This window comes from Streptomyces toyocaensis (assembly GCF_000725125.1).
In the GTDB taxonomy this organism is placed as follows: Bacteria; Actinomycetota; Actinomycetes; order Streptomycetales; family Streptomycetaceae; genus Streptomyces; species Streptomyces toyocaensis.
In genome coordinates, this window is sequence record NZ_JFCB01000007.1 from 56,460 (window position 1) to 81,243 (window position 24,784).

The window sequence follows — 24,784 nt, forward strand, 5'->3', positions numbered from 1 at the left end:
AGTATGGGCCGACGATGCGCAGTGGACTCGTACACGTACTGGCCTGGCTGCTCGCCACGGGCGCGGCGGTCACGCTGTCGTGGTGGGGCGTCAGCACCGTGATGGAGGGCACCGCCTACGACCCGCCCCGCGCCCTGCCCATCGCGGTGGCCGAGGAGGAGTCGCGGGCGGTGTCGTCGTCGACCCGGCGGCCGTCCGCGGGACCCTCGAAGGACGCCGCCGAGTCGCGGAAACCGACGGACGGGCACGGCACGGCCTCCCGGGAACCGGAACCGGAACCCTCACTGACCGGTGCGCCCGCGACGTCCTCCGCCCCGCCCCCGCCGGCCGCTTCCGGCGACGTCAAGAGCTACGACACCAAGGGCGGCCGGGCGGTCTTCGACCTCGGCGAGACGTCCGCGTCGCTGGTGTCGGCGTCGCCGGGCGCCGGCTGGTCGATGCGGGTGTGGAAGACGGAGACGTGGATCCGGGTGGAGTTCGCCGCGGGCGCCGACCGTGTGTCGGTGTTCTGCACCTGGCACGACGGGCCGCCGCGGGTGGAGATCGGTACCTACTGAGCCGCTGTCACCGGCGGTTCACCGGAAGACGGATGCGGGCGGCGCCGGTGACGCGACCGCGGCGAGGTCCGTGACGGGGGCGGCGCCGCCGGTGAAGTCGAGGAGTTCCCTGCCGTGCTGGACCCGCCCCGGGTGCGGGTCGGAGGCGGCGCGCCGGGTCAGCTCGGTGATCGGCAGGGGCGCGTCGGAGGCGACCAGGACGGCGTTGCCGAACCGTCTGCCGCGCAGCACGGCGGCGTCGGCGATCAGCGCGAGCTCCGCGAACCGGGCCGCGGCGGTGGCGATCTGACCGCGCAGATGGGCCAGCGGGGGCCCGTCGGCGAGGTTGGCGGCGTAGACCCCGCCGGGGGCGAGGGCCCTGCGGACCTCGTCGAGGAACTCGGTGGACGTCAGGTGGGCCGGGGTGCGGGCCCCGCTGAACACGTCGGCGACGACGAGTCCGGCCCAGCCGTCCGGCACCTTGGCCAGCCCGTCGCGGGCGTCCGCCGAGCGCACCCGGATCCGGGCCCGGGCGTCCAGCGGCAGTTCCCGGCGCACCAACCGCACCAGGGCCGCGTCGCGTTCGACGACCTGCTGGGTGGAGCGGGGGCGGGTGGCCGCGACGTACCGGGCGAGGGTGAACGCGCCACCGCCGAGGTGCACGGCCCGCAGGGGCTTGCCGGGCGGGGCGACGAGATCGACGACATGACCGAAGCGGCGCTGGTACTCGAAGGACAGGTACGACGGGTCGTCCAGGTCGACGTGCGACTGCGGGGCCCCGTCGATCAGCAGGGTCCAGGCCCGCGGGCGGTCCCGGTCGGGGACGAGCCGGGCGAGTCCGCCGTCGACGTTCTCCGTGACGGCCTCCGCGCCGCCGCCCTGCCCACGTCCACCACTCCTGGCCCTGCCCATGCCCTCATTGTCCCAGGCGCCCGCGGCGGGCCGCCCGGCCGTCCCCGCGGCGCGCGGGGGAGCCGCCGGCTCAGGAGCAGCCGTCGGCCGCGTCGATCATCCGCTGTGCCTCGCCGAGTGCCTCGCGCAGCGCGGCGGGGTCCGTCGCCGGCTCCGCCTCACCCGGTGGCAGCAGCCAGCCCGAGCCCGCCACCGGCGGCTCGGGGGTCAGCCGCAGCCCATGGCCGTCGGTCTCCGTGCACGTGCTGCCCGGCACGTCCCAGGCGGCGGCCGTTCCCGCCGGCACCAGGAAGCCGAGCGTGGCTCCGCCGTCGTCGTGCAGCACCAGGCCCACCGCGTCGCCGGCACCGCGCCGCAGGATGTCGACCGCCTCCAGGCCCTGCCGGGCCGGCACCGTGACCACCTCGCAGTCCGTGCACGGCGCATCTAACGGTTCGTCGCTCCGGCTGGTCGTCATCATCCCCGGCCTCCACCACACGAATCCCTAGCTTGGACGAGCGGGTCGGGAGTCGGGCGGGCTCCCGGTCCACAGGGTGCAACGAGCCGGGCCGTCAACGGCTACGGCGGAAGTCCGCCACAAAGGATGGCACTTCATGGCAGATCACGGAGGACATATCCGTTTTGTAGCCAAACTCTGCGTGGTGAGTCCGTCACAACAGGTACGTTCATGCCCGCCGGAATCAGGGTGGCACACGGACAACCCTTCCTGTTCCGGCATGGTTCGACGGTTCGCAGAGAGGACCCGGCCATGGCGTCGTCAACGGTGCGCCCATCCACGCCCCACCGGCCACCACGGCCGAATCTCGCCTTCCGGCACCTGCGCGGTACGCGCTCGCCGGCCGAGTTCGCCGCGGCGGTACGGCGGGCCGCCCGCGAGATCGGCGAGCGGGTCAGCTGTGACGCGCGGTACGTGCACCGGGTGGAGGCGGGCGAGATCCGCTGCCCCAACTACGCCTACGAGCGGGTGTTCCTGCACATGTTCCCCGGCCGCACCATGACCGACCTGGGCTTCGCGCCCCGCTCGTCGGTCCGCGGGCGCCGGGCCAGGGCCGCCGGGGACACCCCCGCGGACCGCCCCGAGGGCCCGGCGGACGCCACGAGTGAGAACAGCGGGGCGTACGAGCCGTATGAGACGCCAGACCGGTACGACACGTACGACCCGCACGACCACGAGGAGAGCGACGTGCTGCGTCGCGCATTCATGACCAGCGGGGGCGCCACGGTGGCCGCCGCCTCACTGAGCCCCTACGGGTTCGCCTCCGACGCCTCGGCGGCGCAGCGCGCCGTGCGCCGCGCCGGGGCGAGCGACGCGGGCGCCCTGGAGGAGGCCGTCCGCCGGATCCGGGTCCTGGACGACCGGCACGGGGCGGACGGGCTCTACCGCCGCGCGGCGGCTCCCCTGCGTGCGGCGTACGCGCTGCTGGACGCCGGGGCGACCCGGCAGCGGACCGCGGACCGGCTCTACTCGGGCGCCGGTGAGCTGGCCATCTCGGTGGGCTGGCTGGCGCACGACTCGGGCCGCTTCGATGACGCCCGCTCGCACTACGCGGAGGCGCTGGCGACCTCGCGGGTGACCGGGGACGCGGGGCTGGAGGCGCACGCCTTCTGCAACACGGCGTTCCTCGCGCGGGACGCGGGCCGGCCCCGGGAGGCGGTGCGGGCGGCGCAGGCGGCGCAGCGGGTGGCGCGGTCGCTGGGCTCGCCCCGGCTGATGTCGCTGCTGGCGCTGCGCGAGGCGGGCGGCTGGGCGGGGCTCGCCGACCGCACGGGGTGCGAGCAGGCGCTGGCCCGGGCGGGGGCCTACTTCGAGCGCGGGCCGTCGGAGGCGGACCCCGAGTGGATGAGCTTCTACGGCGAGGCGGAGCTGGAGGGTCTCGAGGCGCAGTGCTGGTCGACGCTGGGCGACTGGCCGCGGGCGGCCCGGCACGCGCGGCGGGCGGCCGAGCTGCAGGATCCGCACTTCAAGCGCAACATCGCGCTGTACACGGCGGAGCTGGCCGACGACCTGGCCCGTGGAGGGCTGCCGGACGAGGCGGCGGCGGCGGGCATGCGGGTGCTCGACCTGCTGAACGAGGTCCAGTCCTCCCGGGTCCGGACGATGCTGGCAGGCACCTCCCGGGTCCTCCTCCCCCACCGCCGCGCCACAGGCGTCTCGGCCTTCCTGGACCGCCACGCGTCGCTGCCCCGCGCGATGTGAGCGACCCCACCCCCGCAGCTACGCACAGCCGCGCGCCCCCGCAGCTGCGGGCAGTCGTGCCGCTGGGGCGGCTCCGTCGTGGTGCACAACGACCGATGACGAGTAGGCATGTAGGGACGGAAGCGTGTCAAGCCAGAGCCGAGGCAATGTGATGCGCTTCACAGCAGCGTGACGCTGCGGTCTGCGTTCGTCTGCGTCATGCCGCGTCGCTCTGCTGTGTGCCTCGCTGAGCGGCTGTCTCCGCACCGCTGGGGGTTCGGGCCAGCGTGCGCCTGCTCGGCCGTCTGCGTGGCGCTGAGCGCGTTCCTAGCCGGTCGCGTGCCGGTCGACGTGCGGCTGAGCAGGTGAGGGGGTGGGGGTATGACCCCCTGGGGCGTGGTTCCCTCACCGCTACGTCTTAGCGGCCGGGGGGCGGCCACCGTCTGGGGGTAATCCGGACATCATCCCGGACAGCCCTCCAGAGGGTCGAAGCAGCAGGTCAGGGCCGGTTTGCCATGCGGTCCGGACAGTGAGCCGGCCGACCGAAGGGGGTGGGTGCCTGAATGCGGGCCGGAGCGCCAGACGGACCCACCGGCCCCCCGGAATTGCAGGGGTACCGGCAGGGTCGATCCGGACGTGAGGGGTCAGGCGTAGCCGTGGCGCCTGTCGTACCGCTTCCGGCACTTGTCGCCGCAGTACATCCGCTTGACGTGGGAGTCCTCGGGAAGGGCCTGCCCGCACTCCAGGCAGAACCCGTCAACAGGGGCCATGACGCGCTCCTCGGGCTCCTCGTACGCCAGCGGCTCGGAAGGGATCGGCTTGCACCACTCGGCCCACAATGGCGAGGACAGGTCGGAGGCTTGCGCACGGATACAACCTCCGCACTCCTCGGTGTCCGGGTCGAAGTCGTCGGGGTCGGCTTTGGGGTTCAGGTCGCAGACATGGCGCCAGTGGACGGAGGTCACGCGGCCACCTCCTCAGCGTGGGATGCGTTCCAAAGGGCGACGTGAGCAAGCGAGATCCCAGGGCCAGCCGTCCGCCCCTTGGTCTCGTCCCAGACGCGGTGACAGCTACGGCAGAGGGGTGCCAGTTGCTCAGGGTCGGCGGAGTACGGCATTCCCGCGTCCTTACCGTCGAGCTGGACGAGCGGGCTCGGGTCGCCGTGGAGGTAGGCGTAATCGTCGGCCTGCCCGCCGCAACGCCAGCACTCGCGCTCACTGGCCGGTCCCTCGCTCGCTCGCTTCCTGTGGTGCACGGTCGAGTAGGCAGGAGCCGACGTGCAGCGCGGATCGGGGTGGTGGTCCCTGCTTGCACAGTTCACGGTCTTGCCGTCGACTACCGCACGGATGTGTAGGAGCTTGACGACATGCTCGCCGCACTGGAACCAGGCCCGGTCACTGTCGCCGGGGATGCGCTTCGCCAGAACCAGGCCAGACGGGAACCTCTTGCCTTCGTGGTGCTTCACGGCGCCAGGGCGGGGGCCATGCCCCTTCCTGACGTACCGGGTGCGCTGTCTGGCGTTGTGCCGGTCGAGCTTGCAGGGGTCGCAGAACCGAGGGGCCGGGCCACGCTTACCGGTGCGCTCGATCGGGTTCGGGCAGGTCTCACAGGCCAAGGTCGGTACGGTCACGCTGCAACCTCCTCGGGGTCGTGGGTGGTGGTCAGGGCTCGCTCATCGAGCGCAAAGCGAGGGTCAGGGAAGCGCTGTGCGCCCGTCTCGATGTCCAGGCGGACCGAGAGCGCCAGACCCTCACGGATGGCGTGAGAGCCCGCGAGAGCGCCACCAGAGACCCAACCGAAGCCCTTCACTTCGTGGCCGGTGATGGCGTCCAGGGCGCCGGGCAGAGCGTCAAGAGCGTCGGTCGTGTCGGCGTCCGGGTGGCCGTGTCCCTTCGTGGCGTGCACCTTGACGTCGATCCAGCGAGAGCGGAAGCGTCCCTGGTAGGCAGGGGCAGAGATCAGCCGGACATTCACGCCGGGCGACGTAAGCGAACCCAGCAGAGTTGCCAGGCGCTCGCCGGTGCCACGGGCGGCATGGTGAACGTGAGAGACCAGCAGTTGAATCAACTCCAGAGATGCGAGAGACCGCCCCAGATGACGCCAGGACGGCCTACGAGAAACGGTGTGGGGGTTGTGTGGCTCAAGGGCCGAACAGGGGCTCTTAGGCCAGTTGGCGGGCGGCCCAGGCGTCCGGGTCGTCGGCCCATTCGCGGTACTCCTCGACGGCCGGAAGCGCCTCGGGGTGGATGCCGTGCGAGAGGGCGAAGGAGAGCAGTTCTCCACTGACGCGCGCGGGCTCGGTCACGTCGAACCGCTCGCCCTTGCCAGGGATGCGGATGCTTCCGAAGTGGGAGTGCAGGACAGCTTCCGTGTCCTTGCCGCCGGGGAGTACGGCCAGGATGTCGACGTTGCCGCCGAAGTCTTCGTGCAGTTCGGCCAGCCGTGCGGACAGGCGCCCCTCGGTGCCGACCATGCCCACCTTCACGGTGCAGTCGGGCAGGTGAACGATGTAGCACCAGCCAGCGGACCGGGGAGCCTCGGGATTCTCCTTGAAGTAGCGGAGCAGTTCCGCCCCACGCTTCGCCTTCTCGCGGTAGGTCCGGGCTTGGTGATGGTCTGAGCAAAGGGGGAGGTTCGCTTGCACCTTGGCAGGCTTGCTGCACTGCTCGCCGGTGTGTCGGTTGATCCAAGCGCAGGTGTAAGTGAGGGTCACTGTTCGGGTTCTCCTTGGGGTGCTGGCCGAAGCGGGTCAGGCAACGGCGAGGGTGTGTAAGTGAGACATCCACCGCGACGACGAGCGCAGCGAGGAGGGCGGTCCTCGGCGTAGTCGAGAGTGCGTCGGCGGTTGAAGTGTTGAGTTGCTGGCCGAAGCTCCAGAGGGGTAAGGGCGACGGCGGTAGGAGAAGGTCAGGGGCGAAGTCGTCTCAGGCAAGCGGCCCGACAGGGCCCAGCCTTGAAGTGCTTCAGCTCCTTACCGCCGTCGCACAAAGAGGTGAGGTGGTAGCCCGTCCCACGGGGTGGGTTTCCGTCAGGCAGCCTCGAAGTACGGCGACAGCTCCTCGACCTTCCGTCGCGCGAGCGTCATGCCGTCCTCGGCCTTGGCCTTCCACTTCTCGAACTCCTCGCGGGTCACTCGCTTGCCGTCGATCACTACGACGTCCCGAGGAGTAGGTGAGGTGGTAGCCCGTCGGACGGGGTGGGTTTCGGGGGTGCAGGGAGTAGGTGAGGTGGTAGCCCGTGCGACGGGCGTGGTTTCACTGCTCGGCCGTAGCTCGACGAGCCGGAGGGTCCTCGAAGAACTACCCCCGTCCGACGGGGTGGGTTTCGACTTCTTGCCGACCACTCTCTTCCGGGACTCCTTCGCCCCCTGCGCCTCTTCCTGAGTGAGCGGAGCGGGAGGCTCGACGTACGGCACCCCGAGGAGCTTGGACGCCTCGAACGCGATCTTCCGGTGAGGCTCCCAGGGGAGGGTAAGCCAGTGGACCGGTGACAGCTTGTTGCCGCGCCCACCCTTCGGCTCGAAGACGCGAACGATCGCGCCGACCTCCCGGAGTCGCTTCGTGATCTGCGAGACCTTGTCGGGCTTGCTCAGACCGAGGCGGCGGGCCAGCTCTCCACGGGACAGTGCCACGGAGGTTCCGTCAGGGTTCGCGGCCGTGGCCAGGTGCATGATGGTGGCCTGTGCGTACTGGTCGAGCCCCCACAGCTCGGCGCCGTTGGTGGACCAGTAGCGCAGCCACTCGAACACGAACTTCTCGGGACGGCCGGTGTCGGCGCCCTTCGGGGTGTAGCCGATCTGCGTCATGGGCGGTCACCTCCTGTCGGCTTTCCGGTGGGCATGGTCAGGCGCCAGGCGTTCGGGCCGGTCTGCTCGATGGCGCCCGCGGCTTGCAGGTCGGACAGCACCTTGACCGCCTTCAGGGCGCTGCATCCAAGGTGTGCGGCAAGCTGCTTGGGAGTGAGGGTGAACGGTGCGGACGTGTGCGCCTTGATTCCGTGCACGGGGAGCCTCCTTGGGTTCGTGGTCATGGGGTGTTCGTTGGGGAGTTCGGTCACTCGGAGTCGACGGCCGGCTGAGCGGAGAGTGACTGTGGCGCCAAGAGCTCGGCCACCTCGACGAGAGCGCCGATGGACAGCGAGGAGCCTTGAACGGGGGTGAACCTGCCTCGGCCGTTGGTGTCCTTCGCTCGACGGAGCAGCAGACGTTCGCCCATCCCGAGGGACACCTGGACGATGGCGCCGGGCGGGAGGTTGCGCAGCTCCTCGGCAGTCAGCTTCCGGGCCTCGACGTACTCTCGTCGGCTCACGCTGTCACCTCGGCGTGGACGCGGGCAGCGCGCTTCCAGGACAGGCGGCACTCGGCCTGAAGGGCGGAAACGGTGAGGCGCTTCCCCTCTCGGGCGTACTTCCGGGCCACCTCCCGAGCCTGCGCGATCACGGTCGTGTCGTCTCGGCGAGGGGGAAGGTTCGAACCCTTCTCGGCAGGCTCCTTCTCCACCTTCGGGACAGGCTTCGCCTCGACGGCGGGAACGAGGGAGACGACCACGCGAGAGGCGGTCTCGGCGGAGAGGACGAGAGCGATTGTGGCCGTTGCTCCGTATGCGACGAGGAGACCGACGGGCGGCGTTCCCATCCTGTCGGCGATGGCGTGGGCGACGTTCACCAGGGCCGAGGAGAGACCGAACACGATCACGCTCAGGATGGCGAAGCGGCGGCCTCGACGGTCGGTCAGGACGAGAGCGCCGAGCATCCCGACGAGCGTGCCAGCGTCGGGCAGGAGCGCCCAGGACACGGCGGCGTAGGTGGGGAGTCCGATCGTCTCGGCGGCGTAGTAGGCGGCGGGGAACGTGCTCACGAACGCCAGGGCGGCGACGAGAGACAGGGCGACGAGGAGCAGGACGGTAGCCACTCTCTTCGCGGCGGGGGCTGTGCTGGACATGGAGTGTTCGGGTTCTCCTTCGGTGGTCAGGCACGCGAAGAGGCGCCCCGGTCGGCCTGTGACCGAGGCGCCTCTGTACGTGAAGTGGGAAACGTACGTACGTCTTCGGGCATGTGGTCGACGTACGCGGCCGGGGTTGTCAGGCGGTCTTGCGCACCGCTCGGAGTCGCTGGCACTCGGCCTCAGCTCGGCGGACCGAGGCGGGGACGTAGCGAGGCGGCACGGGCTTGACGAGATCGAGAGCGACCCCGCCCAGGTGTGCAGCCTCGGCGTAGATGACGAACAGGAAGAGGGTGGCGGCGATGGTCTCGGCCATGAGGGAAGTTCTCCGTTCGGGTTGCGTGAGCCGTGGTCTGATCGGCCCAACAACGCCCCCGGTCCGCGGACCAGGACCAGGAGCGAAGTTGGGGGATCAGGCGGTCTTACTGGTCAGCACCACGCGCACGCCGACGTTCTGAGGGTTGTCGGTCTGCATGTCGAAGTGCGACACCTTCTCGACCACGCCGACGCCGGGGAAAAACTTGTCGACCATCGCCTGAGCACCCTTGCCCGCAGCCGCGCGCACGGCCTCGATCGGGAAGTTCGGGGTGTTCGACTGGACCTTGTACTCAGCCTCGACGACGACGGTTCGCGTGTCGCCGTTGGTCTTGACCGTGAACCGCTTGGACTCAGGGCGTGCGCTCATGTCCGGGCCACTGACGCCACCACCGGGGGACACAGTGAGCCCACCGGCCATGTCTCGACGGATCGGGAACGCCTTGACCATCTCGATGGAGAGGGCGCCGACGATGGGCTTCACGTCGGACTCGGTCGGCTCCTTCGCGATGACGGGAACCGAGGCGTAAGCGCTGAGCTGCTGCACTCGGATCACATCCACGATGAACCCGTCCTGTCGGTCGGTGCTCTGGATGGGCTCGAAGCGCATGGTCCACCCTCGGGCGTCGAACTCCCGGACCATGTCGCGCTTGTCGATCTGCTGGAAGTGCGGGAGGCGGAAGCTGCGGATCGTGATTCCAGCCGTGAGGATGCCGCCCTTGTCGGTGGCCTTGCCCTCCTGCGTGATGACGACGACCGGACCGGCCGCCAGGTTCTCGGGCGCCTCAGCCGGACGGATGAACGAGGGGATCACCTCGGCCGCGTAGGGGACGACCTTCGCCACGGCCTCGGCCACCAGGACCGACAGGCTCTTGTCGATGTTCGGAGCGGCCTTCGTCAGTCGGTTTGCCTTGGCCTTCTGTCCCTCGACGAGCAGGGCGGCACGCTCGACGGCGGCGCGAGCCTCGGCCAGGTCGGCGGCGGTGTGAGTGTCGTTGCCTCGCTTGAAGGAGCCGAGGATGCCGGACAGGTGATCCTGTGCGTCTTCGTGCTCCTCCTCGCGGGTCGGGATCAGAGCCTTCGCCGCGGTGGCCTCTTCGGCAAGAGCGGGGGCGGTCTTCATGACCTCGGCCTCTTCGTCGGCGACGAGGGAAGCGAAGGTCTTCGGGGCGGTCTTGGTAGCCATCTGTTCGGGTTCTCCTTCAGGTTGTTGGACATGCGAAACCCCGCAGGCATCTGGCCTACGGGGCATGGGTAGTTGGGGTGATTCAGCGTGCGAGCCGGCCGCTCGTCAGCGCGGCACTTGGGGGGTCATCGGTGACGCCGTTCCGCTTGGGCTCGCCACTTGGTCCACGCCTCGGCCCACTCGGTCCAGTTGTCGTAGATCCACTGACGATCGAGAGCAGTCCTCGGCCGTTGGGTCTCGTCGTAGTCCCAGGCGTCCGGCAACTTGCCCTCCATGCGCAGATGGAAGGCGAACGCACGGACACGGGGGTGAAGCTCCCCCAGCCACTCGGCGGCCTGGTTGGTGTTGGCCCAGTCTCCGCCGTTGTCGCGTCGGCTCATCGGCCAGCACCTCGACGGGCGGCTTCACGCTCGACCGAAGCGGCGGTGTAAAGGACGACGTTGCCCAGCTTCAGCGTCTCCAGTCCGCTCCTGGTGCCGTCGCTCCGGTGCGTACGGAGGGTGGAGGCAGTGACGCCGAGTCGTTCGGCCGCTTGGGCGGTGGACAGGTACGCCACGCCGTTGATGTTGAGAGGCACTGGCTGGCCTCCTTCCTCCCGCTCGACGCGGGCTTGGTGGGCTTGGGGTTCGGGTTCGTCTCGTCGGCGCCGCCGTCCAGAGAGGGGCCGAAGTGAGACACCCCCCGTCAGCACCGGTAGGAGGTGAACCGGTACTGACGGGGGGTGTAGGTGATGCTGGCCGAGTGACGTTGCCGGACCAGGGCGACCGGGCAGCATCGGGAGTGCGCGAGGAACCCGAACAGGAAGGACGCGCACCGAGGGAGAGAGATCAGGGGGAGGGCTGGACGACGTCGCCGTCTGCCGTACTCCCGAAGGAAGAGGACCCGACCCGTAGGCCAGGCGAGCGAGGAGTGAACCACCCTCACTTACATATACGGAGCGAGCGAGCCGCTTCGGAAAGAGTCCGGTCCGTGACGCCGGTCACGTCGTCGACTAGGGAGCGGACTGCCCTCACTCATATATACCGAGAACGATCTTGGTTGGTCAGGATCGCCTCGGCGTGATGGTGGCCACTCGGCACCGGGAGGCGAAACCTCTACCTGTATATACCGAGCGAGCGAGCCGTTTCGGAAAGAGTCGGGGCCGTGACGCCGGTCACCTGGCGAGCGGGGGGCGAACGGCGCTCACTTACGTATACCGAGAACGATCATGGTTTGTTGCGCTCGCCCTGCCGTGACGTCAGTCACCCGTCGAGTCAGGAGTGAACTGCCCTCACCTACAAAGAGCCAAACGATCATGAGCTTGTTGCGGGAGATCGACAGTGACACCGGTCACGCGGCGGCGGTGATCCCCTACCTACTGATACGGGGGACGATCGCGGGTTCGGCAGGATGATCCGCCGAAGTGAGACGCGGATCACGCTGTCAGACCCTCGGCCTACCGTTCCCGCATGGACATGAACAACCCGCAAGACGTAGGCGCAGCGTTCGGCGCAACGCTCCTCGGCGGCACGGTGAGCGAGGAGCCGCCTCCGCCAGACTCCCCCCTTGGCCGGGTCAGGGCATGGGGTGAGGAGCACGGCACGGGGAACCTGACTCCCGAGCACATACGGGCAGCGATCGAGGGTCGGCCGCTTCCGCCTCCCGAGTGAGCCCCGCACACGACAGAGCCCCTGCCGCCTCGCCTTCGAAGGACAGGGGCTCTCGCCTTGCCTTGCTCAGGCTGGACGGTTACGGCTCCATCGGTTGCGGGCCTTCACGTCGGCGAGTAGCTGCTGTGTCTGCGTCTCCTCGCGCTCACGCTGCGCCCGGTGCCTCCAGCACTCGCACGGTGGCCAGGCGGAGGTCATGAGCGCGGGTAGGTGGTCGCTGGAGCGGTACGCCCTCTCGGGCTCCCAGGTCTTCCCCGAGTCGCGGCTGACTCGGATGGTCATCAGCGTCACGGGCTCCCGCTTGGCCTCGCTCTCCTCGGTCATGCGACGCACTCCTCGGCCCGCCGTCGAGCCTGCTCCTCGAAGGCCCGGAAGTACGGGCGGACAAGGTCGACGGTCTCAGCCTCGATGACGTAGCGGGAGGGCAGTCCTCGGCCCGTTCGGCGGACTACGCGGGCTCCTCGGGCTCCTGCGTCCAGCCGGGCAGCGAGGGGCGCTGAGGTGGGCTTCTGAGGCTTCCTGTGCCTGCCTGTGCCACGGGTGATCAGGGCCAGTAGTGTGCGCAGCATCGTTGTTCGACTCCTTGCAGTCGACGGCGTAGAGCCTCGGTCGGGTCGCATCCGGCCGGGGCTCGCTTCGTTTGTGCAGTTCCGAGTATGACGCAGCATGACGCAGTTGTCCGCAGCTTGACGCAGCCTGCCCGAGCGGGCTCCCGTAGGCCGCCGCAGGATGGGCCCATGACCGACACGCCAGGACTCCCGCTGTATCGGTGGCAGGAAGTCGCCGCAGACCTTCGCGAGCAGATCAAGAGCGGACGCCTGCCGGTCGGTGCTCGGCTCCCTGGTGAACGACTCCTGTGCGAGGAGTACGGCGCAGCCCTCGGCACTGTCCGTCGAGCCGTGCGGGAGTTGAAGGAAGAGGGCCTGATCGCGTCCCTGCCCGCCAAGGGGACGTACGTCCTGGCGAAGCCCCAGGCGTAGGCGAGAGCTTGCCTGAGAGGCGCCGAGGGTGGCGGCCGAAGCTACTGCGAGGAGCGACGGAGGAGCGACGGCAGTCCTGTGCGTCGGCGAGCGTGAAGGCGACGGCGGTAAGCCTCCAGGGGCGAAGTCGTCAGCCGTCTTCGGCTCGCATCCTCACCCCTCGAACCTTCCTGCCGTCGTAGGAAGAGGTGAGGTGGCAGCCCGTCGGACGGGGTGGGTTTCCCTCCCGCTACCGAGACCGTAAGAGGTGAGGTGGTGGCCCGTGCGACGGGGTGTGTTTCACCCGAGCATGACGAGACCCCGCCAGCGAGTGACTGACGGGGTCTGCGTAGGGTGACGGCCGGCTGAGCTGTCCGTAGTCGGCTCAGCCGTTGGCGGCCCTCACCTTCCGGTGCATGTTGGCCGGGGTGACGATGGCGACGCGTCCGAAGTGGGCACGCATGGTCGCCTCGGTCTCGTCGGCGTTCGCCTCGGGCAGGTCCACCAGGGGCAGCACCGTAGGCAGCTCCTCGCGGTGAACGATGACCTTGACCCGCGCGGTGATCAGCTCCGCGTTCCGCTCGGCGTCCGTGGTGAGCGTCGCCCACTTCTCGGCGTAGGTCTGGCCGGTCGGGACCTCTTCCCACCGGTCCGGGGTGGACGGCTTGGAACGCAGCTCCTTGCGACGCTCCAGGAGGGGCTTCACGTCAGCCGCGTACTCGTCGTCATCGTCGTACAGACCGGCCGCACGGTCCTTACGGAGAGACGTCAGGCGACGCTCGATGGTCGTCAGCTCCTTGTCGTGGTTCTCGCCCGGAACGAACACCCGCCTGACGATCTCGGCGTTCCCCACGGCAGTCAGGAAGCGGGAGGTAACCAGGGCGTCGAGCTTGTTCGCGTTGATGCTCTTGGAGTTCCCGCACCCCATGCCCGCCTTGTTGTACGAGCTGCACCGGTAGGCCGTGTGGTTGGGGTTGGTTCGGGGGTTCCGGTACCAGGGACGGCCGCACTCGCACTCGACCACGCCGAGGAGGAGCGCGCGACCGAGGCGGTTCGCCTGCCGCTTCACGGCCTTCTCGTCGAGCTTGGACTGAAGGGCGGTGAAGTCCTCTTCGGAGATCAGGGCCGCGGCACGCTGAAGTGGGGTGACGCCGTCCTCGGCCAGCACCAGCTCAGTGCGCTTGACCGTCTCCCCCTCGTCGTTCGTGCGCGTCACTTCGTGGTAGGAGCGGCCCAGGATCACCTCAGAGCGCAGGATCGCCGACACGTCCTTGCCCGCCCAGGTGGCACCCTTCGGAGCCTTGTCCTTGCGCATGAGCTGAGCATCCTTGGCCTTCGGGTGCCCCTCCTTGTTCAGCCACTCCGCTACGGCGTTCGCCGTCTTCCCCTCCTTCAGGATCATGCGGACCATGCCCCGCACGATCTTCGCCGTGGCTACGCCGGTCTCGTCGGGAACCAGCACGAACCCTTCGCCGTCCTCGGCAGGCTCTGCGCGGTAGCCGTAGGGAGGCGTGCTGCCCGCGTACCGGCCCACCTTCGCCAGGTGTCGCCGAGAGCTGCGCTGCCTCGCCCGGATGCGCTCCAGCTCGCCCTCGGCGAACGCTGCCAGGATGTTGAAGAGGAGCCGCCCCGACTCGGTCGTCAGGTCGAAACCATCGTCAGTGGTGGCGAGCATCCGGCCGTTGTCCCGGCACCAACGCTCCAGGGCGGTTACGTGGTGCACCTGCCGGGAGAACCGGTCCAGCTTCCAGGCGCACATGATGTCCCACTCGCCAGCGCGCGAACGGTTCCACGCCAGCTCCTGCTCGGCCTTCGATGCCCGCAGATTCCCGATGGTGTCGGGCAGCCACGCGGAGAACGAGGGACGGTCCCAGGGGGCCATGGAGCCGGACACGTTCACGTCCTCGACCCATCCGACGATCCGGTGACCCCTGTACTCCGCCCAACGCTCGATGTCCTCGCGCTGCCTCTCGATGCTGGTGGAGTTCTCGCCGTCGCGGGAGAGTCGCAGGATGCCGAGTACGCGCTTCGGGGCAGGGGTGCTCATGCTGGGGTGTCCTTCGAGTGTCTGTGCGCTTCAAGGGTGAGGGAGGGGGAGGGGCCAACCGAAGCCGACCCCTCCGTGATGCTGGTCTCAGGCGGTCCGGGCCAGGGGCTCATCCGGGGGCGCAGCGAACGACGTGACCATGACCTCTTGATCAGCCCACCGGCCGAAGCTGAAGTGCTCGGCGCAGATGATCGTCAGGTGTCCGGGGCGCTTCGGCGTCCGACGCACTCGCTTGACCGTCATCATGGTTCCGGCGGGGGTCACCACTCGGTCGCCGGGCTCCAGGTACACAGCCTCGACCGGCAGGAGAACAGCGGGAGCGGGCTCCTCGGCCGTCTCGGCGGCGTGCGGCTCCTCGACGGCCGGAACGTCCTCGGGGGTCTCCTCGACCGTCTCAGCCCCGGTCACGCGCTCGGCAGGCTTCACCGTGCGCTCGAAGCGCGTACCTGGGTACACAGTCACGGCGCACTGAGCAACGGCACCAGTCAGGGCCCGGAAGGCGTAGCAGACGCGGTACTGAGAGAGGCTGCTCTCTACCCGCTCGACACGCACCACGGTCGCCTCACCATCGGCGAAGTGCAGCACGTCCCCCTCGGCCAGGTTCTCGGCACGGACGCCCTCCGTGGGCACCACTCGCACGCGGACGTACTCACCCACGGCGTACTCAGCATCGAGGTTGAAGCCGAGTTCACGGGAGGACTCGGAGGAGAGTTCAACGGACACGGTCTGTGCGTCGGTGTCGACGGAGACAGAGACGATCTCCCGCTCTTCCCGCATGGTGTCGGTCGTGATGACCATGCCGGGCTTCAGGTCGCGGGCAGGGAAGAGCTCCCACACACCCTCGCCGTAAATGCGCTCGACGTGCCGCTGAGCAAGTTCCTTCACGTCCATCAGGCGACGGCCACCGAAGGTGAAGCCGAGACCGACCACCGTCCCGATCCACGCACCACCCGTAGCTTCCTTGCGCGCCGTAGCGATGCGCTGCCCGTTGGCGTTGGTGGCGAAGTAGCTACCGGCCGAGTCCTTGTGCCACTGAAGGTTGTCCACTGTGCTGCCCTTCGGTCCTGGTCAGAGCCCCTGTGGCTCCGATCTCAGGCCGTTGTGCACTTGGACTTTCCCGCTGGGGCGGCACGGGTGGGCGCAGCGGCACCCCGCCAACGCCGGGCTGCGCGACCACCCCCCGGCCAAGCCCCACGCAGGGCACCCCGTGAGCGCCGGGGCCGCACCGCACCCCCCGGCCCCCACAGGGTCACGCACCCGCACAGGGTCACGCAGCCATGTGCCCCAGATCGTTCCACGTCTCGATCGCCGGCTCCCCGTACGCCCACCCCAGCACCGACAGCGACGTCGGGTTCAACCGGACTCGCGCCGCGAAGTCCAGCGGCAGCCCCAGCCACCGCGCCCCGATCGACCGCAGAATGTGCCCGTGGGCGAAGACCAGCACGTCACGGTCTGCGGACCGGGCCCAGCCCACCACCTCGTCCGCACGGGCGGTGACCTCCGCCAGGCTCTCGCCCCCGGGCACCCCGTCCCGCCAGATCAGCCAGCCGGGCCGGGCCGCCTGTATCTCCGCCGGGGTCATCCCCTCGTACGCCCCGTAGTCCCACTCCATGAGCGTGTCCCAGTTCTCGGCGCGGTCACCGAACCCGGCCAGCTCGCACGTCTCCCGCGCCCGGACCAGCGGGCTGGTGCGCACCTCGACGCCCGGCAGCCCGTCGAACGGCGCCCGGTGCAGGCGCTCGCCCAGCAGCCCGGCGCCCCGCCTGCCCTCCTCCAGGAGCGGTACGTCGGTCCTGCCGGTGTGCTTGCCGGACAGCGACCACTGCGTCTGTCCGTGCCGGGCCAGCAGGATGCGCGGTGCCATGGGGTACCTTCCGTGGAATTCGCAGGCGGGAGGTCCCCATCATCGCGTACCCCGGCCGGGGGCAACCCCGGGGGAGATCTTTGCGTCTATCGGTGCCGAGGGCGTCTCACGGGGGGATACGCCCACACCGTAGAGTGAACGGCCGCCGACAAGCGGCGCGCGAGGACGAAGGGGGAGCGATCGGATGCCGCACACCGAGACACCGGGCACCGAGGCGGTCCCGGCGACCCGGCTGCGCTGGTGGACCGAGCTGCCGCTCATCCTCCTGGTGTACGCCTGCTACTCGGCGGGGCGGCTGGTCGTCCGGGGTGACGTCGCCGACGCCGTGGACCACGGGCTGGCGATCCTGCGTATAGAGAAGGCGTTGTTCCTCAACGCCGAGCACCCGCTGAACCGTCTCTTCACCCGCGAACCGTGGATAGGGATACCCGCCGACTTCTGGTACGCGTCGCTGCACTACCTGGTGACCCCGGCGATCCTCGTCTGGCTGTTCCGGTCCCGCGCGGTGCGCTACCGCGCGGCCCGCACCTGGCTGATGACCTCCACGTTCATCGGCCTGATCGGTTTCACCCTCCTGCCCACCTGCCCGCCCCGGCTGCTCGACGCGAGCCACGGCTTCGTCGACACGATGGCGCACTACAGCGCGTACGGCTGGTGGGGCGGCGAGGCGAGCGCCCCGCGCGGGCTCGGCGGCATGACCAACCAGTACGCCGCGATGCCGAGCCTGCACGTGGGCTGGGCGCTGTGGTGCGGCGTGATCCTCTGGAAGTACGGGCGCACGCGCCTGACGAGGACCGCCGCCGTCGTCTACCCGCTGGTGACCACGATCGTGGTGATGGGCACCGCGAACCACTACTTCCTCGACGCGGCGGCGGGCGCCGCCGTCATGGGCGCCGGCCTGCTGCTGGCCCCCCTCGTGATGCGGTACGCGGACCTGGCGAAGGCCCGGTACCTGCCCCGCACCGCACCCGTCCCGGCGGGCCCGTCCGGCACACCGTCCTCGATTGTCAGTGCCGGATGCGAGACTTCCGCGGGTGAGCGAATTCCACGGCAGCGGCACCACGAGTCGCGGTACGGAGCAGGGGCCGAACCGGGTGCCTCCCCCTCGGACGCGGGGGAAGGGGCTCCGGCACCGGCTCGCTGAGCTGCGCGGTCCCGAGGCACCGGCCAAGGCGCTGGACGCGCGCGCCCTGGCCGCCCTCGCCGCCAACCCGGGCTGCAGACGGCGCGCGATCCTCGACGGCGCCGGGGTGGACAAGGCGGCGCTGGCGAGCGCGCTGGGCTCGCCCTCGGTCTTCGGCCAGTCGCAGTTCGCGTTCGTCCGGGGCAACGCCTTCGAGGCGAAGGTCAAGGCGGACGGCGGTACGGAGCTGCTGCGCCTCGCCCACGAGAAGCTGGACCGCGCGGCGGAGCCGCCCGCCGGCGCGCGCGTGCCCGACCTGACCGCGCAGGGCCCCGAGGGCCGCACGGCCCGTACGGAGCTGGCGCTGCGCGAGGCCGCCGAGGCACCCGGCGCCTGGACGCTGCTGGACCACCCGATGCTCGCGCTGGACGTCGCGGGCTCCCCCGCCTTCCTGGAGCCGGACGCGGTCGTGGTGCACCCGGACGGGAGCTGGACGGTCGTGGAGATCAAGTCCTTCCCGATGCTGGACGGCGCCGCGGACCCGGGGAAGGTGGGCGCGGCGGCCCGCCAGGCGGCGGTGTACGTGCTGGCGCTGGAGCGGGTCGCCGCGCGGCTGGACCCTGCCCCGCGCGTGCGTCACCGGATCCTGCTGGTGTGTCCCAAGGACTTCTCCAACCTGCCGACCGCGTCCGCCGTGGACGTGCGCAAGCAGCGCGCGGTGACCGCCCGCCAGCTGGACCGGCTCACCCGCATCGAGGAGATCGCCGACACCCTGCCCGAGGGCACGTGCTTCTCGCCGGAGCTGCCCGCCGAGCGGCTGACCGAGGCCGTGGAGTCGGTCCCGGCGACCTACGCCCCGGAGTGCCTGTCCGCGTGCGAGCTGGCCTTCCACTGCCGGGACCGCGCCCGCGCGCAGGACATGGTGACGCGCCTGGGCCGTCCGGTACGGGCCGAGCTGGGCGGTCTGACGACGATCGGGGAGGTGCTGGCGGCGGCCCGCGGGGAGTCCGGTGATCCCGACGACCCCGCGGTGGCCGCGCTGCGCAGGGCGGCGGCCCTGCGCGCGGAGGCGCTGGAGACGGCCGCGCCGGAGGTGGCCCCTTGTCGCTGATCTCCACCCTCGCCCGGCTCGAGGCCGTCCATACCGGCCGCGCCCAGCCCGCCGCCACCGTCCGGCACCGGCACCTGTCCGAGCGTCCCCTGGTCTTCGTGCCGCTCACCACCGCCGGTGAGGCGGGCGCCCCGCTCGGCGCGCTGGTGGGCACCGACCGGGACGCGCCGCGGCTGCTGGTGGTGCCCCAGCCGCGCGACCGCGAGCTGCGGTTCGCGTTCCTGGCCGAGCTCGCCGACGTGGTGCTGCCGTACGTCGACGCCTTCGCGGACGCCGTGGAGGCCGCCGAGCGCTCCGAGACCGACCCCGAAACGGGCAAGCGGGTCAAGGTCGAGGTCGAGCTGTGCGCGGACGCGCCCCAGCTGATCGTGCCGAGCCGGGCCGGCATCGACCTCGTACGGCTGCTGGGGCGCTCGACGCGGTTCCGGCGCACGGCGGAGCAGGACCCGGAGGCACCGTTCCCGGCGCCGCCCCGGGTACCGCTGCTCGGGCGGTGGCTGACGCACTTCGGGGAGCGGGCGAGGGTGCCCGGCTCCTCGCTGCTGCTGGCCATGACCGATGTGCTGGGCCGGCACTGGGCGACCGGACAGTCCACGCTGGAGGACCAGCACCTGGGAGCGCTGCTCGCCTGGATCGCCCCGCCGGAGGGACGCTCGGGTTCCGAGGCCGCGCAGGAGGCCGAGCTCGCCCGGGACGCGGACGGTCAGTTGCTGTGCCCGCCCGCGGGCCCGGCGACCGATCCGGCGTTCGACAACAAACTGCTCGCCCCGGCCATCGAGCGCTACGACCGCGCCCGTACCGCGCTCGCGGCGGCGGAGGACGGCCTGGAGGCCGACGACCGCCTGGGCGCCCTGACCGCCGCCGAGCGGGAGGTCCGCGCCCTGGTGGAGAGCCGCACGCTGCCCACCTGGAACGCGGTGTGGCAGGGCCTCGACCTGCTGCGGGAGCTTCCGCAGGGGGCGCGGGTCGAGGAGCGCTGGACGCGCGACCGCTGGTCCTTCACCGGGCACCGGGACCGGGTGGCGGCCGGCGAGCCGCCGCAGCCGCGCCGCGACGACGCGGTCACCGCCGCGAACAAGCTCGCCACGCGTGAGCGTGAGCAGGCCCGTCTCGAGGCGCAGGAGGCGCTCGACGACCCGCTGGTGATGGCGGCCCGGCGGCTGTCCGGGGAGGCGTTCGCGGGCGAGGTGGTCGACGTGGTGATGGCGTACAGCGAGAGCAAGCGGCCGAGCCCGCGCCCGCTGGTCACCGTCCGCACGGACGACCGCCCGCATCTCGGCGAGCGGGTGCGGGTCCACCGCTCGCTGGGCGGCAAGCCGCAGACGGCGGAGTTCGCCGGGTACGAGGAGGGGCCGGAGGGCGGTCTGCTGGTCCTGCGCGTCATGGACAGGATGGGCCGGGGCAAGGAGCCGGAGGAGGGGTCGGTCCCGGAGAAGGGCGACCGCGTGTGTTTCACGCTGTTCGAGCACGAACCGCGCGGCGGGGCGAAGCTGCCCGACCCGGAGGAGACCCCGTGGACCCATGGCGGTCCGCCCGGCGAGGAGCCCGTACCGGAGCCCGCCGACCCGGTGACCGAGGAGGACGTGCTGTGACCGCCCCTGCCCCGCGGGCCGTGTTCGATCCGGGCGCGGCCGCGGCCCGCGCGACCGACGCGATCCTCCACGACACCCTGCACGGCACCGCGCGCGGAGTCGTCGTCGACTCCCCGCCCGGCGCCGGCAAGTCCACGCTGGTGGTGCGCGCGGCGCTGGAGCTGGCGGAGGCCGGCCGCCCGCTGATGGTGGTGGCGCAGACCAACGCGCAGGTCGACGACCTGGTGCTGCGCCTCGCCGAGAAGAACCCGGACCTGCCGGTGGGGCGCCTGCACAGCAGTGACACCGATCCGTACGACAAGGCGCTCGACGCGCTGGAGAACGTACGCCCGTCGGCGAAGGCCGCCGATCTCACGGGGCTGCCCGTGGTGATCTCCACGGCGGCGAAGTGGGCGCACGTCAAGGGCGTCGAGGCGTGGGGACACGCGATCGTGGACGAGGCGTACCAGATGCGCTCGGACGCGCTGCTCGCCGTGGCCAACCTGTTCGAGCGGGCGCTGTTCGTGGGCGACCCGGGCCAGCTCGACCCGTTCTCCATCGTGGGCGGCGAGCAGTGGGCGGGCCTGTCGTACGACCCGTCGGGTTCCGCGGTGACGACGCTGCTCGCCCACAACCCCGAGCTGCCGCAGCACCGCCTGCCGGTCTCCTGGCGCCTCCCCGCCTCGGCGGCGCCCCTGGTCTCGGACGCCTTCTACCCGTTCACGCCGTTCCGCAGCGGCACGGACCACGGCGACCGCGGGCTGACCTTCTCCGTCCCGTCGGACGGCTCGGGCCCCGACCGGGTGATCGACGAGGCCGCGGAATCCGGCTGGGGCCTGCTGGAGCTTCCCGCCCGCCACACTCCCCGCACGGACCCGGAGGCGGTCCGTGCGGTGGCCCTGACCGTGCGCCGCCTCCTGGACCGCGGCGGCGCCGCGGCCTCCGAGCGCTCCCCCGACCCCACCCCCCTCACCGCGGACCGCGTCGCCGTGGGCACCGCCCACCGCGACCAGGCGGCGGCGATCCGCGCGGCGCTCGCGGAACTCGGCGTGACGGACGTGGTCGTCGACACGGCGAACCGGCTCCAGGGCCGCGAGTACGACGTCACGGTCGTCCTGCACCCCCTCTCCGGCCGCCCCGACGCCACCGCCTTCCACCTGGAGACGGGCCGCCTGTGCGTCCTCGCCTCCCGCCACCGCCACGCCTGCATCGTGGTCTGCCGCGAGGGCGTCACCGGCCTCCTGGACGACTACCCGTCCACGGAACCGGTCCAGCTGGGAACCCTGGTGAAGTTCCCGGACGGCTGGGAGGCCAACCACGCGGTCCTCGCCCACCTGGCGGAACACCGGGTGCGATGGCAGCCCTGACCGCCCTCCGGCACGCCGCCGAAGGCGGCCAATGGTTACGGCCCCGGACGGCTGGGAGGCCAACCACGCGGTCCTCGCCCACGCGGCGGAAACACCGGGTGAGGTGGCGGCCCGGACGTTCCGTCCCGGCGGGACGAGGCCCTCTTGCGGGGGCGCGGGACAATGGACGGTGGCCCGCTTTCCTGGGGGTCGATCGCGACGTACGTGAAGGAGACGTCATGGCGGAGCACACGCCGCGTCGGGACCAGCCGCGGCTACGCCCCGCGCCCCTGCTGTTCGAGCCCGCGGAGGCGGCCTCGGATCCCGAGCACTTCTTCGACCTGGAGTCGATCGAGGATCCGCGCGCGCTGCTGGAGCGGGCGACCGAGCTGACGCTCGCGTTCCGTGCCGCGGCGGACCGGGCGACGGAGTTCCAGGCGATGGCGGCTGCCCAGCTGGCCGACCCCCGGCGCTTCGACCGGCTGACGGCGGCGGACATCGCCGAGCGCGCCGACTGGACCGAGGACTACGCGAAGAAGATGGTCGAGTTCGGCCGCGACCTGATGCGGGGCGGCGAGGGTCCCGGGCACGTCGACCCCGCGTGAGCCCCCGCGCCGGCCCCCTGCGCGCACGGGTGTGGCATATGCCGGGCGGGCACGATACCCGCTCACCCGGCTCCGCGTGACCGGTTCGGGCAACTCTGCGGAACCGTTCCCTCACGGCGGGTACACCTGTCCTTCATGAGCAGCACACGGAATGCCTCCGACGTCAGCGGTGTCACCCCGGACGGTGCCGCCTGGCTCGCCTCGGCCGGAACGTATCCGCGCAGCACGCTCTCGCTCTGGCGGGAGTGTCCGGACGCCCCGGTGGTGCTGCCCTGCGGTGTGGTCTTCGACGTGGTGAGCACGCCCGCGGTCTTCGGGCGCAGGATGCTGGACCGGATGTGGGAGGAGGGCCCGGGCTCGGGTCCGGTGGCGGAGTTCCGCGGCCGGATGCTGCTCTTCGCCGCGCCGGGCACGGCACAGCGGCTGCCGGCCCTCATGGAGTGGGAGGAGTGGGGCGCGCGCGGCGCGCGGACGGACGGGGTGCCGCCGCTGCTGGGCCACGGCACCGGTGACGCGGTGACCGTCCCCGCCCTCACCGGCGCGGCCTCGCCCGCCGCCCGCTCCGGTTCCCGCTGGCTGGTCGCCCCCGACACCCGTCGTCCCTGGCTGCCGGGCCCGGAGGTACTGCTCTGGGCGGCCGTACGGGCGGCCCGCGCGGCCGTGCGGATATCGATTTTTCCTCCCGCCGATCGTGATGCTAATGTCTACGACGTCAGCAGGCGCCGCTAGCTCAGTTGGTTAGAGCAGCTGACTCTTAATCAGCGGGTCCGGGGTTCGAGTCCCTGGCGGCGCACGACACCGGGAAGGCCCTCCGCGAAAGCGGGGGGCCTTTCGCGTACCCGCCTCGCGCCGGTCAGCCGGTGGTGATCTTCACCGTCCACGCCCCCGACGCCGTGCGCCCCTCCACCTCGACCCGTACGGACTCCCCCGGCACCGTGAAGCTCTCGCCGAGGGCGACCGGCGCGTCGGCGAGCGGCGGGTAGACGGAGTCCTCCCAGCAGGCCTCGGTGTGCGGGTGGGCGTCGACGACCTCGACGGGCCCGCGCCCGGACCGGGTGCCGCTGTTCACCCGGTAGACGAGCACCCCCTGCCGGCAGGCCGCCGCGTCGTTGCCGAGGGGCCCGCGCGCCTCGAAGGCGAGCACGCTGTCGGTACCGGTGCGCACGACCGCGAGCTTGGTGCCCCGCCCGAGCCCGAAGGACGGCGCCCCCGCGGCCCCGGTCACCGGCGTCCCCGGCCCCGCCCCCAGCGGCTCCAGCGTGAGCCGCACCGGCCCCGCGTCCCGCACGCACCGCACCTGCCGGGGTTCCAGCCAGCCCAGCTTCCACTTGTGCCAGCCGAACAGATCAGGGGCGAGGGCGAACTGGCTGCCCATCAGGTCCCAGTCGCCGACATGGGTGTCCCAGTCGCCCTTGCCGTCCACGGGCCGGTGGTAGAGGTCGGGCAGGTCGAAGACGTGTCCGGTCTCGTGGGCGAGGACGAGCCGGTCCGGGGGGTGGTTCTCGAACACGGTGACGACCCGCCGGATGTCGGTGCCGTCGGCGCGCATCGGACGGTCCAGGTTGACGACCTTGGTGGCGTCGGAGTCCACGCCCGGCGCGTCCGGATCGGCGACGAGGTACACGATGTCGTAGCGCGAGAAGTCGACGTGCCGGTCCGCCACGGAGAGCGCGTCGCGCAGATAGGCCGCGCGGTGGGCGACGGTCCAGTCGCGCTGTATGGCGTAGGCCGTGGACGGGCGCGGCATGCGGATCCACCGCCGCAGGGGGTGCGGGCGCAGGGTGAACTTGCCGTAGGAGGCCCGCTGGAAGAAGTGGCCGGTCGCCGGGAAGTGGTCGGCGGCGAGCTCGTCGGGCGTGGTCAGGGGGTGCGAGTCGGGGAAGGACAGGAACAGCATCACCGCGTCCAGCTGGCGGGCCGGGCGGGGATATGCGGCGTTCCAGGTGTCCAGCCCCTCGGAGTGGTGGGCGTCGGTGCGGGTGAGGGCGCAGGGCTCCGCGGAGAACGGCTCGGCGACGGAGGGGACGTTGATCATCGAGGTCGCCGCGAGCGCCGACATGGTCGTGCACATCGCCGCCGTGCTGCGCAGCCGGGGCCGTACACCCGATCGGCTCAGCCGGTCCCGCAGCGACTCACGGCCGAGTCCTCTCGGGGTGAGCTGACGCGGCACGGGGACCTCCGGGGGACGGTTCGTGGGACACCGCCCCCCAATCTGTGGTGATTTGTCGTACTGCGCCCTGTTCAACTGCACCGGACGGGTGAGAAAGGCGGGAATCCGAGCGAGGCCGGGCGGAGTCGACACCCCGCGCACTCACGGAACGTCACAACTGGTCGGAGGCCCACAGAAGCCGTCCACGCGTGAGCAGAAACGATCAGGCAGAGATGCGTGACCGGTCTGAAGGCCGGACAGTGGCTGGAAGGCCCCGGCGCGGGCCTCTATGATCG

The 24,784-nt window shown here is 71.0% G+C and carries 28 protein-coding genes and 1 tRNA gene; 10 read left to right on the forward strand and 19 right to left on the reverse strand.

Annotation, left to right across the window (positions count from 1 at the left end; all coding sequences use genetic code 11):
• Nucleotides 1-14 precede the first annotated feature (14 nt).
• On the forward strand, nt 15-557 hold the full coding sequence (locus tag BU52_RS10400) for a hypothetical protein (RefSeq protein WP_037931735.1): 543 nt from the start codon (nt 15-17) through the stop codon (nt 555-557).
• Between the two features lie 18 nt (nt 558-575).
• On the opposite strand, the gene BU52_RS10405 is transcribed toward BU52_RS10400, so the two are convergent.
• Both BU52_RS10405 and BU52_RS10410 read right to left on the reverse strand, forming a co-directional pair.
• Complete coding sequence (locus BU52_RS10405; RefSeq protein WP_037931738.1) at nt 576-1,448, reverse strand: spermidine synthase; 873 nt, start codon at nt 1,446-1,448, stop codon at nt 576-578.
• Between the two features lie 70 nt (nt 1,449-1,518).
• On the reverse strand, nt 1,519-1,905 hold the full coding sequence (locus tag BU52_RS10410) for a hypothetical protein (protein WP_037932136.1): 387 nt from the start codon (nt 1,903-1,905) through the stop codon (nt 1,519-1,521).
• A 291-nt stretch (nt 1,906-2,196) separates the two neighbouring features.
• Here BU52_RS10410 and BU52_RS10415 point away from each other — a divergent pair, with 291 nt between their 5' ends.
• Nucleotides 2,197-3,645 carry a hypothetical protein gene (locus BU52_RS10415; protein ID WP_037931741.1) on the forward strand — a complete coding sequence of 483 codons (1,449 nt, stop codon included), beginning with the start codon at nt 2,197-2,199 and terminating at the stop codon, nt 3,643-3,645.
• Nucleotides 3,646-4,268: 623 nt separating this feature from the next.
• Here the strand turns inward: BU52_RS10415 and BU52_RS10420 are convergent.
• The 13 genes from BU52_RS10420 to BU52_RS10475 all read right to left on the reverse strand — a co-directional run bounded on the left by BU52_RS10420 (nt 4,269) and on the right by BU52_RS10475 (nt 12,037).
• The gene (locus BU52_RS10420) at nt 4,269-4,589 is read right to left on the reverse strand and encodes a hypothetical protein (RefSeq protein WP_037931744.1); all 321 of its coding nucleotides are present in this window, start codon (nt 4,587-4,589) and stop codon (nt 4,269-4,271) included.
• Entirely contained in the window at nt 4,586-5,254 is a 669-nt protein-coding gene (locus BU52_RS10425) for a hypothetical protein (RefSeq protein WP_157847857.1), read from the reverse strand. Before BU52_RS10425 ends, BU52_RS10420 begins: the two co-directional genes overlap by 4 nt.
• A complete protein-coding gene (locus BU52_RS10430) occupies nt 5,251-5,691 on the reverse strand; it encodes a hypothetical protein (RefSeq protein ID WP_037931750.1) in 441 nt (146 codons plus the stop codon). Before BU52_RS10430 ends, BU52_RS10425 begins: the two co-directional genes overlap by 4 nt.
• Before the next feature lie 94 nt (nt 5,692-5,785).
• The gene (locus tag BU52_RS10435) at nt 5,786-6,268 is read right to left on the reverse strand and encodes a GIY-YIG nuclease family protein (protein ID WP_157847859.1); all 483 of its coding nucleotides are present in this window, start codon (nt 6,266-6,268) and stop codon (nt 5,786-5,788) included.
• Nucleotides 6,269-6,652: 384 nt separating this feature from the next.
• Complete coding sequence (locus BU52_RS10440) at nt 6,653-7,429, reverse strand: MarR family transcriptional regulator (protein ID WP_037931756.1); 777 nt, start codon at nt 7,427-7,429, stop codon at nt 6,653-6,655.
• Nucleotides 7,426-7,626 carry a hypothetical protein gene (locus BU52_RS10445; RefSeq protein ID WP_037931759.1) on the reverse strand — a complete coding sequence of 67 codons (201 nt, stop codon included), beginning with the start codon at nt 7,624-7,626 and terminating at the stop codon, nt 7,426-7,428. Before BU52_RS10445 ends, BU52_RS10440 begins: the two co-directional genes overlap by 4 nt.
• 50 nt (nt 7,627-7,676) lie before the next feature.
• Nucleotides 7,677-7,931 (reverse strand): hypothetical protein, encoded by a 255-nt coding sequence (locus BU52_RS10450; RefSeq protein ID WP_037931762.1) that lies wholly within the window; start codon nt 7,929-7,931, stop codon nt 7,677-7,679.
• Nucleotides 7,928-8,563, reverse strand: a complete 636-nt coding sequence (locus tag BU52_RS10455) for a hypothetical protein (protein ID WP_037931765.1) — start codon at nt 8,561-8,563, stop codon at nt 7,928-7,930. The genes BU52_RS10450 and BU52_RS10455 overlap by 4 nt, the downstream gene beginning before the upstream one ends.
• Before the next feature lie 139 nt (nt 8,564-8,702).
• Nucleotides 8,703-8,879, reverse strand: coding sequence for a hypothetical protein (locus BU52_RS35250; protein WP_157847861.1), 177 nt, complete (start codon nt 8,877-8,879; stop codon nt 8,703-8,705).
• A gap of 96 nt (nt 8,880-8,975) precedes the next feature.
• Nucleotides 8,976-10,001 carry a hypothetical protein gene (locus BU52_RS10460; RefSeq protein ID WP_157847863.1) on the reverse strand — a complete coding sequence of 342 codons (1,026 nt, stop codon included), beginning with the start codon at nt 9,999-10,001 and terminating at the stop codon, nt 8,976-8,978.
• Between the two features lie 188 nt (nt 10,002-10,189).
• Nucleotides 10,190-10,444, reverse strand: coding sequence for a hypothetical protein (locus BU52_RS10465; RefSeq protein ID WP_037931771.1), 255 nt, complete (start codon nt 10,442-10,444; stop codon nt 10,190-10,192).
• A complete protein-coding gene (locus tag BU52_RS10470) occupies nt 10,441-10,641 on the reverse strand; it encodes a MerR family transcriptional regulator (protein WP_037931774.1) in 201 nt (66 codons plus the stop codon). The genes BU52_RS10465 and BU52_RS10470 overlap by 4 nt, the downstream gene beginning before the upstream one ends.
• Nucleotides 10,642-11,779: 1,138 nt before the next feature.
• The gene (locus tag BU52_RS10475) at nt 11,780-12,037 is read right to left on the reverse strand and encodes a hypothetical protein (protein ID WP_037931776.1); all 258 of its coding nucleotides are present in this window, start codon (nt 12,035-12,037) and stop codon (nt 11,780-11,782) included.
• A 413-nt stretch (nt 12,038-12,450) separates the two neighbouring features.
• Between BU52_RS10475 and BU52_RS10480 the strand changes: the two genes are divergently transcribed.
• The gene (locus tag BU52_RS10480; RefSeq protein WP_037931779.1) at nt 12,451-12,693 is read left to right on the forward strand and encodes a GntR family transcriptional regulator; all 243 of its coding nucleotides are present in this window, start codon (nt 12,451-12,453) and stop codon (nt 12,691-12,693) included.
• Nucleotides 12,694-13,057: 364 nt separating this feature from the next.
• On the opposite strand, the gene BU52_RS10485 is transcribed toward BU52_RS10480, so the two are convergent.
• From BU52_RS10485 to BU52_RS10495, 3 genes are all read right to left on the reverse strand, one after another.
• Nucleotides 13,058-14,719 (reverse strand): recombinase family protein, encoded by a 1,662-nt coding sequence (locus BU52_RS10485; protein ID WP_037931781.1) that lies wholly within the window; start codon nt 14,717-14,719, stop codon nt 13,058-13,060.
• An 87-nt stretch (nt 14,720-14,806) separates the two neighbouring features.
• On the reverse strand, nt 14,807-15,766 hold the full coding sequence (locus tag BU52_RS10490) for a hypothetical protein (protein WP_037931782.1): 960 nt from the start codon (nt 15,764-15,766) through the stop codon (nt 14,807-14,809).
• 220 nt (nt 15,767-15,986) lie between these two features.
• A complete protein-coding gene (locus tag BU52_RS10495) occupies nt 15,987-16,583 on the reverse strand; it encodes a histidine phosphatase family protein (RefSeq protein WP_037931785.1) in 597 nt (198 codons plus the stop codon).
• Nucleotides 16,584-16,767: 184 nt separating this feature from the next.
• On the opposite strand from BU52_RS10495, the gene BU52_RS10500 reads away from it, so the two are divergent.
• From BU52_RS10500 to BU52_RS10530, 7 genes are all read left to right on the forward strand, one after another.
• The gene (locus BU52_RS10500; RefSeq protein WP_037931788.1) at nt 16,768-17,727 is read left to right on the forward strand and encodes a phosphatase PAP2 family protein; all 960 of its coding nucleotides are present in this window, start codon (nt 16,768-16,770) and stop codon (nt 17,725-17,727) included.
• Entirely contained in the window at nt 17,678-18,817 is a 1,140-nt protein-coding gene (locus BU52_RS10505; protein ID WP_037931791.1) for a hypothetical protein, read from the forward strand. Before BU52_RS10500 ends, BU52_RS10505 begins: the two co-directional genes overlap by 50 nt.
• Nucleotides 18,808-20,409 carry a hypothetical protein gene (locus tag BU52_RS10510; protein WP_037931794.1) on the forward strand — a complete coding sequence of 534 codons (1,602 nt, stop codon included), beginning with the start codon at nt 18,808-18,810 and terminating at the stop codon, nt 20,407-20,409. The genes BU52_RS10505 and BU52_RS10510 overlap by 10 nt, the downstream gene beginning before the upstream one ends.
• Nucleotides 20,406-21,755, forward strand: coding sequence for an AAA domain-containing protein (locus BU52_RS10515; protein ID WP_037931797.1), 1,350 nt, complete (start codon nt 20,406-20,408; stop codon nt 21,753-21,755). Before BU52_RS10510 ends, BU52_RS10515 begins: the two co-directional genes overlap by 4 nt.
• A 218-nt stretch (nt 21,756-21,973) precedes the next feature.
• The gene (locus BU52_RS10520) at nt 21,974-22,339 is read left to right on the forward strand and encodes a hypothetical protein (RefSeq protein ID WP_037931800.1); all 366 of its coding nucleotides are present in this window, start codon (nt 21,974-21,976) and stop codon (nt 22,337-22,339) included.
• Nucleotides 22,340-22,474: 135 nt separating this feature from the next.
• Nucleotides 22,475-23,068, forward strand: a complete 594-nt coding sequence (locus BU52_RS33015) for a bifunctional DNA primase/polymerase (RefSeq protein WP_063830002.1) — start codon at nt 22,475-22,477, stop codon at nt 23,066-23,068.
• Nucleotides 23,059-23,132 (forward strand) — tRNA-Lys (locus tag BU52_RS10530). The genes BU52_RS33015 and BU52_RS10530 overlap by 10 nt, the downstream gene beginning before the upstream one ends.
• A gap of 60 nt (nt 23,133-23,192) precedes the next feature.
• Here BU52_RS10530 and BU52_RS10535 read toward each other — a convergent pair.
• Entirely contained in the window at nt 23,193-24,410 is a 1,218-nt protein-coding gene (locus BU52_RS10535; RefSeq protein ID WP_051858109.1) for a M6 family metalloprotease domain-containing protein, read from the reverse strand.
• Between the last annotated feature and the right edge of the window lie 374 nt (nt 24,411-24,784).

Excerpts from the sequence above, each read along its gene's own strand:
- BU52_RS33015 (WP_063830002.1), top strand. The coding sequence starts at position 22,475 with ATGAGCAGCACACGGAATGCCTCCGACGTCAGCGGTGTCACCCCGGAC.
- BU52_RS10500 (WP_037931788.1), top strand. The coding sequence starts at position 16,768 with ATGCCGCACACCGAGACACCGGGCACCGAGGCGGTCCCGGCGACCCGG.
- BU52_RS10410 (WP_037932136.1), bottom strand. The coding sequence starts at position 1,905 with ATGACGACCAGCCGGAGCGACGAACCGTTAGATGCGCCGTGCACGGAC.
- BU52_RS10475 (WP_037931776.1), bottom strand. The coding sequence starts at position 12,037 with ATGACCGAGGAGAGCGAGGCCAAGCGGGAGCCCGTGACGCTGATGACC.
- BU52_RS10440 (WP_037931756.1), bottom strand. The coding sequence starts at position 7,429 with ATGACGCAGATCGGCTACACCCCGAAGGGCGCCGACACCGGCCGTCCC.
- BU52_RS10455 (WP_037931765.1), bottom strand. The coding sequence starts at position 8,563 with ATGTCCAGCACAGCCCCCGCCGCGAAGAGAGTGGCTACCGTCCTGCTC.
- BU52_RS10460 (WP_157847863.1), bottom strand. The coding sequence starts at position 10,001 with ATGAAGACCGCCCCCGCTCTTGCCGAAGAGGCCACCGCGGCGAAGGCT.
- BU52_RS10520 (WP_037931800.1), top strand. The coding sequence starts at position 21,974 with ATGGCGGAGCACACGCCGCGTCGGGACCAGCCGCGGCTACGCCCCGCG.
- BU52_RS10465 (WP_037931771.1), bottom strand. The coding sequence starts at position 10,444 with ATGAGCCGACGCGACAACGGCGGAGACTGGGCCAACACCAACCAGGCC.
- BU52_RS10405 (WP_037931738.1), bottom strand. The coding sequence starts at position 1,448 with ATGGGCAGGGCCAGGAGTGGTGGACGTGGGCAGGGCGGCGGCGCGGAG.
- BU52_RS10495 (WP_037931785.1), bottom strand. The coding sequence starts at position 16,583 with ATGGCACCGCGCATCCTGCTGGCCCGGCACGGACAGACGCAGTGGTCG.
- BU52_RS10415 (WP_037931741.1), top strand. The coding sequence starts at position 2,197 with ATGGCGTCGTCAACGGTGCGCCCATCCACGCCCCACCGGCCACCACGG.
- BU52_RS35250 (WP_157847861.1), bottom strand. The coding sequence starts at position 8,879 with ATGGCCGAGACCATCGCCGCCACCCTCTTCCTGTTCGTCATCTACGCC.
- BU52_RS10480 (WP_037931779.1), top strand. The coding sequence starts at position 12,451 with ATGACCGACACGCCAGGACTCCCGCTGTATCGGTGGCAGGAAGTCGCC.
- BU52_RS10400 (WP_037931735.1), top strand. The coding sequence starts at position 15 with ATGCGCAGTGGACTCGTACACGTACTGGCCTGGCTGCTCGCCACGGGC.
- BU52_RS10485 (WP_037931781.1), bottom strand. The coding sequence starts at position 14,719 with ATGAGCACCCCTGCCCCGAAGCGCGTACTCGGCATCCTGCGACTCTCC.
- BU52_RS10535 (WP_051858109.1), bottom strand. The coding sequence starts at position 24,410 with ATGTGCACGACCATGTCGGCGCTCGCGGCGACCTCGATGATCAACGTC.